A 16,170-nucleotide genomic window follows, 5' to 3' on the forward strand; every position below is an offset into this window, starting at 1 on the left:
GTTCATCTGATTCGACTAACGTTGAAAAAGGCAGGTATTGTGAGTAACTGGGCAAGCATACGTCAGATTCTTTCTACCCAGTGCAGAATGACAATTTCAATGAAGTGTAAGAACGGCAGTACAGTGCACGTGAGAAAAAGTAGCCGCCCGGATGCATCCCAACAGGAAATTTTGTCAGCTCTTGGAGTGCAAAATCTACCAGGTAAGCAGGTGAAGACAACAATATGAATAAAAAGTAACTGCTCACAGAATAAGAAAAAAAGTAGTGCCATAACGGCACATGCTGAACCGGTAAATATCTGTATTTACGATAAATTGTGATCCAGCGTCACGAACTTGGGTTAAGTACCCTCTATTATTATGCTGTTCAAGGGCTAGAAGGCTGTCCCAGAATGTTATTTCCGCCCATATCTTCGTTAAACCTGAAAAAATATCCTCGGAATATCATATATATGCCGGTGGTATTTTTTCAGGTTTGCCTCGAGCTGAACGAAAATTCCTATTCTCGGACAACCTCCTAGTGGGTGTCTGTCCATAAATGAGGTTTTTTACTCAAGCTAAGGTAACCGTAAATACTGGGGTATGATCGGAAAAGGGTCCAAAACACAGTTTGTGGACAGACAAGAATATCCAAGACAGATACCACACTTGAAATCTCTGTTTTACTACAGATTACTCTGCCCATAACACTGTTTTGTTCACCCGATCTACCATTCGTAAAAATGACAAAGTGCCTCTCTTTGACATTAGGGAATGTGATCTGCAAACAGTGGAGACTACTCAAACCTCTCCAAAATGCGGATGACGCTTCAGGCAAATACGCGGCCTGCAGGAACAAAAAAATGCCCAAAGTGTAATACGCACCTTGGGCATTTTGATGTATCTTACTGTTTGAATAGATAACACGTCATGGTCGGGAAGAGAGGATTCGAACCTCCGACCCCAGCGTCCCGAACGCTGTGCTCTACCAGACTGAGCCACTTCCCGACAATGTTGTCTAATCTAAAAAACGGGTAACCGGCTATGCCACCTGTTTACATCTAGAGAAAAGTACAATGTAAGGAGATTATTCCACAGCATCAGCAAGCTTGCTGCCTGGCTTAAATTTAGCAACGGTTTTGGCGGGAATTGTGATCATATCTCCTGTACGTGGATTTTTTGCTTTTCTCTCAGAGCGTTCAACTGTTGAAAAGGTTCCGAACCCAACCAGGGTGACTTTATCTCCTTTAGCAAGAGCATCTGTTATCGCCATGAGCATACCATTCAGTGCTTTTTCTGCTGAGGCTTTACTGATATCAGCGGCACCTGCCATGGATTCTACGAGTTCCTTTTTGTTCATTCTTCCCTCCCAATGATTTTTACTCAGCCATTTCGCTAGGATCATTCCTGAAATGGCTCCAGTCGACAACGACGAAACTTAAATAAACTTTCTATTCTTTGTCAAAGAAAAAAAAGGTTTTTTTTTACATGAATGCCCATAAATAGGGGGATTCAGGCCTCTACCATAAAAAAATGTTTTTATCTACCTTCCAAATCGATAAATATCTTTTTTACGCCATTACCATGAAAAAGCCTGAGAATAGCAAGACGAATATCGGCATTTCCCAGCCTGACCATCTCCTGATCAGCTACCTGTATAAACACTTCATCATCACTTTCTTTTGAGAGTCTAACGCGGCAAGTGCTGAAACCAAAACCGATAATCGCCCTTTCCCATTTGGCAATTCTGTTCAATCTCTCCAGCGTTATTTCCTTACGATGGGGAATTCTGGTTGCAAGACAGGATGCAGTGGGTAAATCCCAGGTATCGAGGCCTAACTCTTTGCTGCAGACACGGATTGCCGTCTTATCAAAACCAGCCTCAACCAGAGGAGTCAATACGCCCAGTTGATGGATCGCCCGCAACCCGGGACGGTTGCATTTGAGATCATCGATATTGGTCCCGTCTGCCAGCAGGGTAAACCCTTTCTTCTCCATGGTTTCCCTGAAAATTTTATAAATACGAAGCTTACAGAGATAACATCTGTTTTCAGGGTTTTGTACAAATTCTTTCCATGAAAGAGGCTGAAGTTCAACCACCTCCATTTCAACTCCATGAGAAAAACCGTGGCGACCGAGCCAGGTCTCAACACGGTTAATATCTTCCCAGGTTAAAAGTTCAGATTTTGCAAAAAGGACCAGCACGTTTCCTGCGCCTAAAGTTTCAAGGCAACATTTAAGCAACAGGGAGCTGTCAACGCCACCAGAAAAGGCTACTGCCAGTCGACCGTGTCCGAGGAGAATTTCCCGTAAACGATCCAGCTTGTCTAAATGATGCAAATAAATATTCTCCGAAAATGTAGCGATAGATATCATGATCAACGTATCATCATGCCTGGGGACACTTCAAGAAAATAACCAATTGATTGCATGGTTAATCAAGACGAAGAAACATACCACATTTCCTTCGATGTATCATCGACATAATATCCTGACGTCAGTACTGATGGCCACCTGTCACGTATATTGTGCAACAGAAAACACCTGACAGAAAGCTCCCGTGAAAATGGGCTCAATCACACTTGGAGTTATTTTATGGGTGAGCAGCACCTGCACAGAAAATTAGTCTAGAGTATTATATGCTTTTCATCCTCCTGCAACCATTTTAAAATTTTTCTTTGCAACAGACACCAGATACTATAGATTTCGTACCACTATCAGGTATTGTGAAAAGATGACCTCCAGGCAAAGCTCAACTGAATTCGGCCTTATACGTTAACCTTTATTCTCCAGTATACATTTTATATGGAAACACCAAAAACAATTCCCGAGGTGCGTGACCGCATCGACACAATTGACGATACTATTCTCGAATTGCTGAAAGAGCGCCTATCATGCGCAAAAATGATCGGGCAACTGAAAAATGAAACCAACCGTGCGAAATGGGATCCGCAACGGGAACTGGAGATTTACCAGAGGCTGCGCGAAAAAAACCAGGATTTTTTCCCCCATAAAGCCCTCTATTCAATTTTCCATGAAATTATCACAACCTGTAGACTTTCACAGCGCAAAACATCTGTTGCCTACCTTGGGCCTGAGGCCACCTTTACCCACCAGGCAGGAGTGAAGTACTTTGGTCAGACAGCCAAATACCAACCATTTGAATCCATCATAGAAATTTTTCAGGAAGTTGACAAAGAACGGGTGGATTACGGAATAGTACCTGTCGAAAACTCCATCGAGGGTGCTGTAACATCATGCCTGGACTCGTTTCTCAATTACAATGTGCAGATTTGCGGAGAAATACAACTTCCCATATCTCATAACCTGGTATGCAGATCCGGAAACATGGAAGATATCAAAACCGTCGCCTCCCATGCACAGCCATTGGCCCAATGCCGCGAATGGCTCCGTAAAAACATGCCGGATATACCTACTCTACCCGTTTTTTCCACTGGTGCCGCGGCACAGATGGCCGCTAATAACCCCAATGTGGGAGCTATTGCCAGCAGTCTTTCCGCAACCACCTATAACCTGCAAGTCGTGGTTAAAGGGATTGAGGATTATCAGGGTAATACCACACGTTTTCTGGTTCTTGGTAGAAAATCTCCGCAGAAAAGTGGTGCGGATAAAACATCAATTCTGGTGGGACTCATCAATCGACCGGGCGCCTTAAACGAAATCCTCACTATTCTTTCTGCTAAAAACATTGATCTGGCAAAAATCGAATCAAGACCCACCAAAGGGAAATTGTGGAAGTACCTTTTCTTCATTGATATGGTCGGTCATATGGAGGATCCGGTAATCTCGGAAGCATGTACCATTCTTCAACAAATCTGTGCGTATTACGAATGGCTGGGATCCTATCCCAGATCTGGTGAAATGGAATCCAAAGGAACAGATCGTTGATGTCAACAAGGTTCACGGCACTTTTATCTAACCATTTTTTTTACTGATATAACGTTACACTATGCCACCACTTCTCAGCTGCCGGGAAATCACCAAAGCATTTGGTGCCCAGACCCTTTTTACAGATATCAACCTTAATCTAAACCCTGGCGAACGTATTGGCCTGATTGGACCTAACGGCTCAGGCAAATCAACTTTATTGAAAATTTTGAGCGGCAGGGTTGAACCTGATCGCGGTTCAGTGCAGACTCAGAAACACATACGCTTGAGCTTCCTTGCACAGGAAGACCTCTTTGATGAGAACAAAAACTGTGTGGACAACCTTTACCCGGCGGTAAAAGATCTCCCCATAGATGATGCTGAAAAATTCAATCGTATTTACGCTGTCCTCAGTCGTGCTGAATTTACCGATACCGAACAGGATGTCAACCTTCTTTCGGGGGGATGGCGCAAGAGATTATCCATTTGCAGGGCCCTGGTTACACACCCTGATGTTTTGATACTCGATGAGCCGACCAATCACCTGGACATCGAAGGGATTATGTGGCTTGAAAAGTTACTTAATTCCAATATTCCTGAAAGCCCCAAAGCCTTTCTCATGGTCAGCCATGATCGCCGTTTTCTGGAAAACACCATTAATTCAGTGATCGAACTTGCGCCAATATACCCGCAGGGGTACCTGCAAATCAACGGCACCTATTCTGATTTCCTTGAAAAAAAGACGGAATTTCTGAGCCAACAGCAACAGTTGGAAGAACGCCTGGCTAACAAGGCCAGGCGAGAGACCGAATGGCTCCGTCGAGGCCCCAAGGCTCGTGCCACAAAGGCTAAATACCGTATTGACGCTGCAGGACAGCTTATGGAGGATCTGGCAGACGTACGGACAAGAAATCGCACAGGAGGATCTGTCGGCATTACTTTTGACAGCTCTGAGCGAAAAACCAAAAAACTGCTGGTCTGTGAATCCATTTCCAAACGATATGAAGAAAAAAATCTATTCTCAGACCTCAACCTCACTCTGAGCCCGGGGTTACGCCTTGCGCTGCTTGGCAGAAATGGAACAGGGAAATCCACCTTGATGAAAATGCTTGCTGAATCTGCTATGGAAAACGGTTTCAAGCCAGACAGCGGCAATATAACCACAGCTGAAAACTTAACTATTGTCAATTTTGATCAACGACGTGAGCAATTGGATAAGGAACAGACACTGCGGCGTGCCCTGGCACCTGATGGAGATTCAGTGGTCTACCAAAATCACACTGTGCATGTGGTAACCTGGGCTAAACGATTTCTCTTTCGTACAGACCAATTGGAGACCCCCATTCACAGGCTCTCTGGAGGAGAACAGGCTCGAATTCTCATTGCCAGACTTATGCTTCAACCTGCAGATGTTCTTTTGCTCGACGAGCCAACCAATGATTTAGATATTCCTTCTCTGAATGTTCTTGAAGAAAGTCTGGCCGAATTTCCCGGAGCCCTGGTTCTGGTTACCCATGATCGATATATGTTAGACCGGGTCTGCAACGTTGTATTAGGATTTGATGGCAGTGGTGGAACGCAATTTTATGCCGATTATGAGCAGTGGCTGAAAGCAATTGAACCAGAAAAGAAAAGAAATGCCTGCTCCACCCTTAAAAAGGCTAAACCGGCTTCCAAGCCAAAACCAGGCAAACTCTCCTACATGGATCAGCGGGAATACGACCAAATGGAAGAAAAAATCATGGCGGCAGAGTCGCGCCTTGAAGAGCTGGGTTGCCTCATGACAGACGAAAGCGTTATTGCCGCGCCCGATAAACTACAGACATACTGGCAGGAGCAACAGGAACTGCAGACCACGGTCGAAGAACTCTATCAACGGTGGGAAGAACTGGAAACACTGAAATCCAGCCATAACAGTTGAACAAAATGTAGCTCGAATAGAATGCAATTTGCATTTGACACTCCTGTTCATTTTCACTATATGAGGGGCCAGGCAGGTATTGTCTCCTGCACTGCTAAAATCGAGTAGTCTGTGTACTGCCAAATAGTTCCATTAATATTTCTACAACTCCAATCCCAGAGGGAAACCACATGATCAGAAAACATCTCCTGCTCGTTACCAGTCTGACAATCATGCTACTCTGCTCCTCCCTTCATGCTGCAGAGAAAAAGATTATTAACGGTATTGACGCTAATTTTCCACCTTTTGCATACATGGATAAAAAAGGTGTTCCCAGTGGTTTTGACGTAGAAGCAATGAACTGGATTGCCCAACAGATCGGTATGGAAGTAACCCATCAACCAATCGAATGGGATGGTATTATCACCAGCCTTTTGACGAAAAAGATAGACATAATTGCATCAGGAATGTCCATCACTGAAGAACGGGCGAAGAAAGTCAATTTCACCATCCCTTACTGGGTGATCAAGCAAGTCATGGTCACAAAAAAGGATTCTCCCGTAACCATTGAGGAACTGCTGCATTCCCATAAAATCATTGGTGTACAGCAGGGAACTTCTGAAGCGAAATGGTTAAAAGAACAGGCAACAAAACAAGGGTGGAATTTTACTCTGCGTTACTACAGTTCCTCTCCACTTGCAATTGAGGATCTTCTTAACGGTCGTATAGATGCTGCAGCTATGGATGATGCACCAGCGCAGGATGCAGCCTCCAAAAAAGCAGTGCAGATTCTGGGAACATTCGGTATGGAAGAAGAAGAGTTCGGATATGCTGTTCGTAAAGACGAAACTGAACTCTTGCAGCAAGTCAACACTGCCCTGGAAAAGCTGATGGCCTCTCCATACTGGGAAGAGCTCATCGCCAAATATGAATTGAAAAAATAGGACATTCCGGTTACGAGTTTTGGTTCATACGCTTTCTTTTCGCACGATATTTTTTATCAGTTAGAATTTGACCCAAAGCTACTTTTAACGAGTAACGGTTATGTTGAACAACACTGTAACCAAACGGTTACAGTGTTTTCTTTTTTGTAATTACTCCCAGGTGAGACGGCTAAACTCGAAAGTCATCCGTATATTGTAACTGTCTATAGGCTGGTACAAAGTCCGTTGAGCATACGCAAGCCAGGTGGAATACGGAAAGATCAGATACACTGTGAGGTGTAAAATCGAGTTCAGCAAGCCACCTGAGAGGAGTCGGTATCAGTACTTCTACAGTGTTGGCAACCTAGAGATAAATTGGCAAAAGTATAGCCTGTTACGTTGCCTAACTGCAGTTGCATCTTTCCAGAATCGGCAATGATTCAGGGATATTATCAATTTAACGCATGAGGATAGGTGTCAATTCACAGAACACTGACCTTTGTATATGCATTTTGATCTAAGCGTAGTCATAGATTCTTTGCCCTACCTGCTTCAGGGTTCTGCAGCTACGGCTGTTATTGTCTGCTGTGCAATGGCCATCGGCCTGGTCATAGGTGTTGTCATGGCAGTGGGAATGGTCTATGGCCCCAGACCTGTTGCACTTTTGTTAAGTAGTTATGTATGGTTCTTCAGGGGATTTCCTGTACTGGTCCTTTTGTTTCTTTTCTATTTTGGCCTTTTCACGTTCCTCGGCCTCAATGTCAGCGCCTTGACTGCAGTAACACTTGTACTGGGAATGACCACAGGTGCTTACCAGGCAAATATCTTTAAAGGTGCCATGCTTTCCATGCCAAAAGGCCAGTACAAAGCAGCCCGTGCCCTGGGAATGACACAGACACAGGCGATTTATTGCATTATCCTGCCACAGATTCTGCGCATGTCCATCCCTGCCTGGTCAAATGAATATTCCATAATCCTCAAAGACTCTGCTCTCGCTTTTGTTATCGGAGCTCCTGAAATCATGGCCAGAACGCAGTTTGTTGCCAGCCGTACCTACCAACATTTGCCACTCTATATTACAGCAGGCCTGATCTACTTTGTCCTTACATGGGCTGGAGTACTGCTGCTGGAAAAACTTTATCGAAAGGTCAGAATACCTGGCTACAGTCAAGACGGATTCGGACAATGAGTAACGCACTTTCCATTCTACGTATTTCAAACTTAAAGAAATCCTACGGCAAGAACACTATTCTGCATGGCGCGACCCTTTCGCTTCATCAAGGAGAAATCATTGTTCTTATAGGGCCCTCCGGAGGCGGAAAAAGCACTCTGCTCCAATGCATTAACTGCCTTGCGATGCCTGAAGAAGGTGAGATTTTTTTACACGACAACAGAGTCGACCTCCAGAGTGCGGGCGAGTTAAATGAACTGCGGCAGAAAGTTGGAATGATCTTTCAAGACTTTAATCTTTTTGACCACCTTACAGCGGTAGACAACATTACCGTTGCCCTGCGCAAGGTGAAGAAAATGAGCAAAAAAGATGCGCTGTGCCGCGCCCGCCGGGAACTGGATCAGGTCGGCCTGTCAGATAAGGCAAGTTTGTATCCGGCACAACTTTCAGGTGGCCAGAAACAGCGCGTTGCCATTGCACGCGCCTTGGCAATGGATCCTGAAGTTCTGCTTCTGGATGAACCCACCTCTGCATTGGATCCGGAACTGGTCGGAGAAGTCATATCTGTCATCAAGCAGTTAGCTGGCAATGGCATGACCATGATCATGGCCACCCATCAGATGAGTCTGATTTCAACCTTGGCGGACCGTATTCTGTTCATGGAAAATGGATCTATCGTTGAACAGGGCACCCCCCAAGAATTGTTATCTTCAGACATGGTCAGCAAGACCCGCGGTTTTTGTGAAAGGCTCAATGAAATCAGCCCTGAGGATCTATAAAAATGGAATTGTCTCCTTTTTATCAAGAGCTCCTTCCCAGTCTCAATCGCGGGCTGATAATGACCATCGCACTGATTGTGCCCTCTGCCCTGGGAGGTGTTTTCATTGGCATAGTAGCTGGTACACTTCGTGCTTATGGTAATCGAATCACCCGATCCATAGGAAATTTTTATGCAGCACTGTTCCGTGGAACACCACTTGTGGTACAGCTATTTGTTCTCTATTTCGGACTTCCCAATATAGGACTGTATCTTTCTCCATATATGGCCGCTGTCATCGGATTCATTCTCTGTAGTGGTGCATATCAGTCTGAATATATTCGAGGCGCTCTCCTCTCCATCAAACGTGGCCAGTATCATGGGGCCCAGGCGCTTGGCTTCAGCTTCTTTCAGACTATCTTCTGGATCATTATCCCTCAGGCCGTTCGCAAGGCTATCCATGGATGTGGCAATGAAATTATTTACTTAATTAAATATTCCTCACTTGCCTATATTGTCACGGTTATGGAACTGACTGGCGAAGGAAAGACCATTGCCACTGAATATTTTCGTTTTACCGAGGTATTCATGATTATCGGCCTATATTACCTTGCCCTGGTCAGCTGTGCAGTATTCATTCTCAAAAGAATCGAAAACAAACTCTATATTCCAGGATTCGGTTATAATCGATGACAGGCTTTACACCATGATAACCAGAGAAACGTCTCCAATACCAGCTTCGCGCGTCACAGCAATTTCTTCATCTGCAACCAAACGCATGGCCCAACTTGCGGCACAAGCGCCAGGATGTGTATCTCTAGGTCAGGGTGTACCAAGCTTCACACCACCGGAGCAGGTCACCGAAGCCATAATCCATATGCTACAGCACAACCGGGCATGCCATCGCTATACCCTGCAAAACGGTTTGCCGGAACTTCGCCACCGGCTGGCAGATCACCTTTACCTTGAAAAAGGTATAAAACTGAATCCAGAAACAGAAATATGCATTACGGTCGGCGGTATGGAGGGGTTGCTCACATCTATCCTCAGCATAGCCCAACCAGGAGATGAGATAATCCTGCCCTGCCCCACCTACGCTTCCTACATAGAACAGGTAACGCTCTCCGGGGCTACTCCCGTTTTTGTTCCTTTTGATGCAAACTGGCAATTGGATATGCAAGCCATGCGCGCTGCTCTCAGCAGGCGTACCAAAGCTATTATTCTTTGCTCCCCAGGGAATCCAACCGGGAATATTCTTAAAAATGCAGATATAGAGATTCTCTGTGAAATTGCCACAGAAAACAACATTACACTATTGCTCGATGAGGCTTATGATTATATCACCTATGAAAAGGAACAGACTACACATCCGTTAAGCTGTGAGAAATATAGACATAACGTAATAACCATAGGCTCATTTTCAAAAAAATATTGTCTGACAGGATGGAGAATTGGTTGGGTTGCAGCGGATTCTCAATGGATGGAACAGATCACGAAAGTGCATGATGCTACGACCATCTGTGCACCGGCAATGTCTCAATATGCAGCTTTAACTGCACTGGACGTTGATAGCAAATGGGTTGAACAGTGCTGCAAAGAACTTGAACATCGCCGTGCTCTGTGTTGTGCCAGACTTGATGAACTTGGAGATTTTTTTTCCTACGTTCCCCCACAGGGAGCCTTTTACGTCATGGCAAAATATCGTTTCACCGACGAACCAGCGGAACAGGTTGCCACCAGTATAATCAATGAGGCCCGGGTAATTACAATACCTGGAGACTCATTCGGCCCGGGGGGGCAAGGGCATCTTCGCCTCTCTTTTGGTGGGGAACGAGAAGAGATCGATCAAGCCTTTGCCCGACTGAAGAAATGGCTGAAGCGTTAAGATTCATCCACCCGTGAGGTGACAGCGCAGTGGCTGACAAGATTCACTCCTGACCAAGTGACAACGAACTGTTACCCACCGATACGGGACATTTGCCCATGGCAACTGTTACGATGTTGATCAAACTGTTCGGCAAGTTCATGACCTTTAGGTTTGCTGCGGATGGCTTCCACAAGCGCTTTTCGAATATCTTCATCTGTTGCCCCTGCTCTGAGAATTGATTTCAGGTCGGTTTCCTGATCACAAAGCAGACAGGAACGAAGGGTGCCTGCTGAAGTAAGGCGCAACCTATTGCAACGGTCACAAAATTTATGACTCATGGGGCTTATAAAACCTATGGACCCCATACAGTCTCCTTCCAGTTGAAAAACTTGAGCAGGGCCGTCGGCATGTTTCTTCTCCACAGGAGTAAGGCGTCCAAATTGTGTCATCAACCTCTCTTTGATTTCATCGGAAGAAATATATGAGTCTTTACCCCAGCGGGTGGATTCTCCAATGGGCATAAATTCAATAAAACGTATTTGAAGAGGCAAAGTTCGTGCTAGCTCTACAAAATCTGTAAATTCGTCGTCATTAATGTTGCGCATGGCTACGACATTCACTTTCACAGGGCTGAATCCTACTGCAATTGCCTTATGCAGCCCTTTCCAGACCTTTTCAAAACAATCTACACCTGTGATTTTTTTGAAGCGTTCGGGTTTCAGGGTATCAAGACTGATGTTAACCTTAGTTACGCCAGCATGCAGCAAATCTTCGGCATATTGTTCAAGAAGAACCCCATTGGTCGTCAGCCGTACATCTGTAAGGCCCTGAATCTGTCCGAGCTTATAGATAAAATCAATCACATTACGGCGAACAAGGGGTTCCCCTCCTGTTAACCTTACTTTGGAAATCCCCATATCGACCGCCACACTGACAATACGAAGAAGTTCTTCATATGTAAGCAGTTCGGCATGAACGACTTTCTGTAATCCGGAATTTTCCTCATCTTCAGTCACACAGTAGATGCAACGGAGGTTACAACGATCGGTCAGACTCAGTCTTAGATAGGAAATAGAGCGGGAAAAAAGATCGACAAGTCTGCTTTTACTTGTCTGGGAACTGGCTATTTCTTTATTCATCAGGTAGTATACGGTGAAACGGAGAAAACTATTCGAACCACTCTATCATTCGTCACTGCAGTACACGAACGTCATCTTCATCCAGCCTAGAGCTGTTTTCAATATGATTTTAGAATGTTACGAGATGCCTCCGTCACTGTACCCTTTATATTGCAAGATCAGAAGATATCTGCGCATCATTCCTCGATGTGACGACAAACTGATACCACCGAATCTCCATTAATGCAACTCTGTAGTAGCCGATGTTTATCCTTGCCATAGAAAGCTCCTGCGACGACACAGCAGCAGCCATTTACGTCCCTGAAAGCAACACTGTTCTCGCCAACGTCATTTCCTCACAAAACGACGTTCATGCACTTTATGGAGGTATAGTCCCTGAACTTGCTTCCCGCTGCCACATAGAGGCTGTTTGGCCAGTGGTTGAAAGTGCACTGAAAAAAGCAGAAGTACAGCTGAACGATATCGCTTTGATCTGTGCCACCCAGGGCCCGGGCCTGGTTGGTTCGTTACTTGTCGGTTTTACCTTTGCCAAGGCTTTGGCCATGGTAAGAGACGTTCCATGTGTTGGGGTAGACCATATGTCTGGTCACCTTCTGTCCTGCCAATTGGAACCTGATGCTCCGGAATATCCGTACACAGCTCTCATCGTTTCAGGCGGGAACACTTCACTGTACAGCGTTCATAGCCCTACATCCTATTCTCAAATAGGACGCACCAGAGACGATGCTGCGGGCGAGGCCTTTGATAAAGTTGCCAAGCTTCTTGAAATGGGATACCCCGGAGGCCCGGTAATAAGCAATTCCGCAGAGAAGGGGAACCCTGAAGCTATAAACTTTCCACGGGCATGGCTAAGTGAGGATAGTCTGGACTTCAGCTTCAGTGGCTTGAAAACATCTGTGATGAATCATGTCAATACACTGCGCCAGCAGCAGAAGCACCTGGAATTGGATAATATCTGTGCCTCTTTCCAGGAAGCAGTTGTGGACGTTCTGGTGAAAAAAACAATCCGTGCAGCACAGATTAATGGTCATAACCGGGTAGCACTTGGAGGAGGGGTTGCTTCCAACAAACGATTACGAACAGCTCTGCGCCAGGCCTGTACAGCCCATGGGATACAATTGTATGTTCCTAAACCCATATATTGCACAGATAATGCTGCCATGATAGCTTATGCGGGGTATCAACATTTTCTTGCAGGTCAAAGGGTTCAGCCAGATGATGATGCCTATTCCCGTTCGCCTCTGCATTAACCTCGTACCAGTCCATAAGTGATCACTTTCACATAGCATTTTGAGCATAATGCAAAAAATTGTGTCGGTAAGCGAGGAACGAAACGTCGATAAAACCATCTATGGATAGCAACTAACCCGCAACATTCCATGGCATGCCACCTTCAGATCGTGCTATGGATACGATAACAATAACCACCAATCACGACTTCTTTGAAAGACTCGCCAGAGCAATAAAAATTCAATGGTTTATCAAAAAACAAAGTCCACCTTGCATAGAGAAGGACTAGCCCCAAAAAAGGCTTTAGGCCAAAATTTCCTGGTTCATCAACATACTGCCACGTATATAGCAGATCTTGCCAATATACAACCGGAAGAAACAGTGATTGAGGTTGGAGTAGGACTTGGAGCCTTAACCACACCCCTTGCAAAGCAGGCGGCCAAAGTCGTTGGCATTGAAGCTGATTCGGGAATCGTGCGAATGCATCGGGAACAGAAGGACTTACCCGATAATGTGGATCTGCGACATGCAGATATCCTCAAAACCGACCTGGGAAAACTTGCCCAGGAAGCAGGACAGCGCCTGAAAATCGTTGCCAATCTTCCCTATTCCATATCCTCACCTTTTCTGTTTCATCTGATTGCCCATCGCCAACACGTCCAAGAAGCGGTCGTCATGTTGCAAAAAGAAGTTGCGCAAAGACTGGCAGCCCAGCCAGGAAATAAGCAATATGGTGCCCCCACGGTTCTTCTGGCGAGTTGTGCAGATGTTTCTACCTTACTCTTGGTCAAACCAGAAGAATTTCATCCCCGTCCGAAAATAGACTCCCTTGTTATCCGCATTACCTTCCATCCCGTACCGGCACACGTGCGTAATCTTCCGGAATTTGATCATAAGCTATTCAAAAAAATCGTTAACGCGGCCTTTAATCAACGCAGAAAAACACTGTTGAACAGTTTGTCCAGTGTATTCAACACACTGGACAAGTCTGTGGTTAAGGAACGCATCGAGTCTGCTGGTATAGAAGCTTCAGTGCGTGCAGAAAAACTGAGCCTCGAAGACTTTGTGCACCTTGCAAGAGGTTTCGCCAAGCAATAACACCTAAGCAATGGTGCACTACTGAAGATTGCCATGCCACCCTTCTCTTGCGAAGAAGTCATTTTGTGGTATATACACGATAGCTCCTCTTATCTGGCTTCCTTTGTACAAAACCAGGTATAAAATTACCCTGAGCATGTGAGAAGACCATACTGTGCAGAACAATTTGCCTGTTAATATAAAAAGGACCAGCAGATATTATTATCTACGTCTACGCAGACTACAGGGTACACCACGTTCACTGGCTTTAGCTGTTGCGCTCGGTGCAGCCATTGGTATTACTCCAACTCTTCCTCTACATACTCTTTTCATTCTGATTGTGGCTCTCATAGTAAGGGTGAATCCCATTGCTGCTCTCATCGGTGGAACCATTGTCAGCAACCCTCTTACGTTCTTGCCTCAGTACTATGCTGCCTGGTGGCTGGGTGACATACTCCTGCCAGATAAACTGCAATGGCAGCAGATCAACCTGCTTCTATATCACTTAAAACACGAGGGATTATTTTACAGTCTCAGCAGCCTTGCTGAAATAGGTTGGAGTGCTTTTGTAGTTATGATGACAGGCGGCCTCGTAATGGCGGTTCCTACTGGGCTTCTGTTTTACTTTCTTTCATTTAAATTTTTTCGTACCATAGCACAAAAGCGGCACCAGAAACACTTACTCAACAACAAGTAGTTTCCCCTCTTTCACTTATGCACAACTTTGTTTTTCATAACCCGACCAAAATCCTTTTTGGTAAAGGTACCCTTGCGCAACTGGGCTCTGAAGCTGCTGCCCTGGGAAAAAAAGTACTCCTGGTCAGTGGTTTAAAGAGTCTGAAGGCAAATGGTGTCCACGGTAAAATCTATAATCAGCTGGAAAGCACAGGTCTTGATGTCCTCGATTTTCCGGGAACCCTTCCCAATGCCTCTCTTTCACATGTTCGGGAAGGTATTCAACTCGCAAAACGCTACGAAATTGATCTAATAGTCGCCGCCGGGGGCGGCTCTGTCATCGATACAGGCAAGGCGATAGCTGCCGGCACACCGGCAGCCCATGACGTCTGGAAATTCTTCTTGGGCAAAAAAGGTATTAAAATCACTCTCCCCCTGATAGCCATCCCTACCCTTGCTGCATCAGGGTCGGATATGAATACAGGTATGGTCCTGACCAACCATGAAACAGGTGAAAAACTTGGTTTTGGCCACAGATTCCTCCATCCGAAGGTTTCAATTCTTGACCCAACACTGACCTTTACCGTTTCTGCTGAATACACTGCTTATGGAGCCGTAGACTGCTTTGCCCATTTACTTGAATTTTATTTAAGCAGAGAAGAAGAGGCTCCCGTACAGATACGCCTTATGGAGGGGCTAATGCACAATGCTCTGGATGCATGCCAGCGATGCTTGATAAATGGCTCTGATTATAACGCACGGGCTGATCTGATGTGGACCTGCAGCCTGGCCCTTAATGGGCTGACTGCAGCTGGTCTGGGCAAAGTTGCATTTCCAGTCCACTGCATTGAACACGCGATGAGCGTGAAGTATGAGTTCCCTCATGGCGCAGGGCTGGCTGCGCTTCTTCCAGGGTACCTTACTTATATGACAAAAAATTCCGCAGTGATCAGGCAACGCCTAGCCAGACTGCAGAGCATACTCTTTCCCAGCCAATCTGATGACAACCCTTCATCGCAACATTCACCCTCAGAACAATTTATCAGGTCTTTTCGACAATGGTGCCGAAACTGTAATATTGCTACCGACCTCCACAGCCTTGGAATCAAAGTTGAAGATATACAGCCCATTGCTCTTGCCAGTAAAAAACAGGCAAAAATGTGGCGTTTAATAAACCTCACACCTGATATTGTTGAAGCGATACTGCAGGAATGTTTTGTCTAACCCCCATGACAAGGACAAGTAGTCACAACGAAGCATGAAACTTGAGTGTTGAAATAGAGGGCGAGTCATAGCTATCCTATATCCTTCTGAAAAAACCGTTTAAATTTAATCATGAAGGAGGATAGCCATGACTCAAGGACAAGATACCCCAGCGATTTCAATTATTCATCCGGTATGTTGCGGATTGGATGTTCACAAAGAGAAAATATCGGCCTGCCTGCTCACCAGGGGCTCCCAGGGCCTGGAGGAATCTGAGGTGAGGGAATTTGGAACATTCACCGATGAGCTCATAGAACTCAGAGCGTGGTTGCAAGCAAATGACTGCCCGATTGTGGCGATG

General features: G+C 45.4%; 14 protein-coding genes, 1 tRNA gene and 2 pseudogenes. 13 read left to right on the top strand and 4 right to left on the bottom strand.

Annotated elements, in window-relative coordinates; all coding sequences use genetic code 11:
* Positions 1–228 (top strand): annotated as a pseudogene (locus G493_RS34100) (IS1634 family transposase); the annotation flags it as partial.
* Between the two features lie 682 nt (positions 229–910).
* On the opposite strand, the gene G493_RS0121315 reads toward G493_RS34100, so the two are convergent.
* The 3 genes from G493_RS0121315 to larE all read right to left on the bottom strand — a co-directional run bounded on the left by G493_RS0121315 (position 911) and on the right by larE (position 2,319).
* Positions 911–987: transfer RNA gene (locus tag G493_RS0121315), tRNA-Pro, on the bottom strand.
* 79 nt (positions 988–1,066) lie between these two features.
* Positions 1,067–1,384 carry an HU family DNA-binding protein gene (locus G493_RS0121320; RefSeq protein WP_269746337.1) on the bottom strand — a complete coding sequence of 106 codons (318 nt, stop codon included), beginning with the start codon at positions 1,382–1,384 and terminating at the stop codon, positions 1,067–1,069.
* A 134-nt stretch (positions 1,385–1,518) separates the two neighbouring features.
* Positions 1,519–2,319 carry an ATP-dependent sacrificial sulfur transferase LarE gene (gene larE / locus G493_RS30615; protein ID WP_161629867.1) on the bottom strand — a complete coding sequence of 267 codons (801 nt, stop codon included), beginning with the start codon at positions 2,317–2,319 and terminating at the stop codon, positions 1,519–1,521.
* 465 nt (positions 2,320–2,784) lie between these two features.
* Here larE and pheA point away from each other — a divergent pair, with 465 nt between their 5' ends.
* The 7 genes from pheA (at position 2,785) to G493_RS0121360 (ending at position 10,503) form a co-directional block, all read left to right on the top strand.
* A complete protein-coding gene (pheA, locus tag G493_RS0121330) occupies positions 2,785–3,888 on the top strand; it encodes a prephenate dehydratase (protein ID WP_028582005.1) in 1,104 nt (367 codons plus the stop codon).
* 61 nt (positions 3,889–3,949) lie between these two features.
* Positions 3,950–5,788 (top strand): ABC-F family ATP-binding cassette domain-containing protein, encoded by a 1,839-nt coding sequence (locus G493_RS0121335; RefSeq protein WP_028582006.1) that lies wholly within the window; start codon positions 3,950–3,952, stop codon positions 5,786–5,788.
* A 170-nt stretch (positions 5,789–5,958) separates the two neighbouring features.
* Complete coding sequence (locus G493_RS0121340) at positions 5,959–6,711, top strand: ABC transporter substrate-binding protein (protein ID WP_028582007.1); 753 nt, start codon at positions 5,959–5,961, stop codon at positions 6,709–6,711.
* Between the two features lie 484 nt (positions 6,712–7,195).
* Positions 7,196–7,879, top strand: a complete 684-nt coding sequence (locus G493_RS0121345) for an amino acid ABC transporter permease (RefSeq protein WP_028582008.1) — start codon at positions 7,196–7,198, stop codon at positions 7,877–7,879.
* A complete protein-coding gene (locus G493_RS0121350) occupies positions 7,876–8,640 on the top strand; it encodes an amino acid ABC transporter ATP-binding protein (protein WP_028582009.1) in 765 nt (254 codons plus the stop codon). Before G493_RS0121345 ends, G493_RS0121350 begins: the two co-directional genes overlap by 4 nt.
* A gap of 2 nt (positions 8,641–8,642) precedes the next feature.
* Positions 8,643–9,311 carry an amino acid ABC transporter permease gene (locus G493_RS0121355; RefSeq protein WP_028582010.1) on the top strand — a complete coding sequence of 223 codons (669 nt, stop codon included), beginning with the start codon at positions 8,643–8,645 and terminating at the stop codon, positions 9,309–9,311.
* Positions 9,312–9,324: 13 nt separating this feature from the next.
* Positions 9,325–10,503, top strand: a complete 1,179-nt coding sequence (locus tag G493_RS0121360) for a pyridoxal phosphate-dependent aminotransferase (RefSeq protein WP_028582011.1) — start codon at positions 9,325–9,327, stop codon at positions 10,501–10,503.
* Positions 10,504–10,574: 71 nt separating this feature from the next.
* Here G493_RS0121360 and moaA read toward each other — a convergent pair whose 3' ends face one another.
* Positions 10,575–11,624 carry a GTP 3',8-cyclase MoaA gene (moaA, locus tag G493_RS0121365; RefSeq protein WP_051309752.1) on the bottom strand — a complete coding sequence of 350 codons (1,050 nt, stop codon included), beginning with the start codon at positions 11,622–11,624 and terminating at the stop codon, positions 10,575–10,577.
* Between the two features lie 242 nt (positions 11,625–11,866).
* Here moaA and tsaD point away from each other — a divergent pair, with 242 nt between their 5' ends.
* From tsaD to G493_RS0121390, 5 genes and pseudogenes are all read left to right on the top strand, one after another.
* Positions 11,867–12,874, top strand: a complete 1,008-nt coding sequence (tsaD, locus tag G493_RS0121370; RefSeq protein ID WP_028582013.1) for a tRNA (adenosine(37)-N6)-threonylcarbamoyltransferase complex transferase subunit TsaD — start codon at positions 11,867–11,869, stop codon at positions 12,872–12,874.
* Between the two features lie 223 nt (positions 12,875–13,097).
* Positions 13,098–13,952 carry a 16S rRNA (adenine(1518)-N(6)/adenine(1519)-N(6))-dimethyltransferase RsmA gene (gene rsmA, locus G493_RS0121375; protein ID WP_028582014.1) on the top strand — a complete coding sequence of 285 codons (855 nt, stop codon included), beginning with the start codon at positions 13,098–13,100 and terminating at the stop codon, positions 13,950–13,952.
* Between the two features lie 154 nt (positions 13,953–14,106).
* Positions 14,107–14,628 carry a DUF2062 domain-containing protein gene (locus tag G493_RS0121380; RefSeq protein WP_028582015.1) on the top strand — a complete coding sequence of 174 codons (522 nt, stop codon included), beginning with the start codon at positions 14,107–14,109 and terminating at the stop codon, positions 14,626–14,628.
* Between the two features lie 17 nt (positions 14,629–14,645).
* Positions 14,646–15,830 carry an iron-containing alcohol dehydrogenase gene (locus G493_RS0121385; RefSeq protein WP_028582016.1) on the top strand — a complete coding sequence of 395 codons (1,185 nt, stop codon included), beginning with the start codon at positions 14,646–14,648 and terminating at the stop codon, positions 15,828–15,830.
* 127 nt (positions 15,831–15,957) lie between these two features.
* Positions 15,958–16,170: pseudogene (locus tag G493_RS0121390) on the top strand (IS110 family transposase); the annotation flags it as partial.

Origin of the sequence: Desulfogranum japonicum DSM 18378, from assembly GCF_000429945.1 — a bacterium.
Taxonomy (GTDB): Bacteria; Desulfobacterota; Desulfobulbia; order Desulfobulbales; family Desulfobulbaceae; genus Desulfogranum; species Desulfogranum japonicum.

Bases quoted from the DNA above. Each gene is read 5' to 3' on its own strand.
- pheA (WP_028582005.1), top strand. From the start codon at position 2,785: ATGGAAACACCAAAAACAATTCCCGAGGTGCGTGACCGCATCGACACA.
- moaA (WP_051309752.1), bottom strand. From the start codon at position 11,624: ATGAATAAAGAAATAGCCAGTTCCCAGACAAGTAAAAGCAGACTTGTC.
- G493_RS0121360 (WP_028582011.1), top strand. From the start codon at position 9,325: ATGATAACCAGAGAAACGTCTCCAATACCAGCTTCGCGCGTCACAGCA.
- G493_RS0121355 (WP_028582010.1), top strand. From the start codon at position 8,643: ATGGAATTGTCTCCTTTTTATCAAGAGCTCCTTCCCAGTCTCAATCGC.
- G493_RS0121385 (WP_028582016.1), top strand. From the start codon at position 14,646: ATGCACAACTTTGTTTTTCATAACCCGACCAAAATCCTTTTTGGTAAA.
- G493_RS0121335 (WP_028582006.1), top strand. From the start codon at position 3,950: ATGCCACCACTTCTCAGCTGCCGGGAAATCACCAAAGCATTTGGTGCC.
- G493_RS0121350 (WP_028582009.1), top strand. From the start codon at position 7,876: ATGAGTAACGCACTTTCCATTCTACGTATTTCAAACTTAAAGAAATCC.
- G493_RS0121320 (WP_269746337.1), bottom strand. From the start codon at position 1,384: ATGATCCTAGCGAAATGGCTGAGTAAAAATCATTGGGAGGGAAGAATG.
- rsmA (WP_028582014.1), top strand. From the start codon at position 13,098: ATGGTTTATCAAAAAACAAAGTCCACCTTGCATAGAGAAGGACTAGCC.
- G493_RS0121345 (WP_028582008.1), top strand. From the start codon at position 7,196: ATGCATTTTGATCTAAGCGTAGTCATAGATTCTTTGCCCTACCTGCTT.
- tsaD (WP_028582013.1), top strand. From the start codon at position 11,867: ATGTTTATCCTTGCCATAGAAAGCTCCTGCGACGACACAGCAGCAGCC.
- G493_RS0121340 (WP_028582007.1), top strand. From the start codon at position 5,959: ATGATCAGAAAACATCTCCTGCTCGTTACCAGTCTGACAATCATGCTA.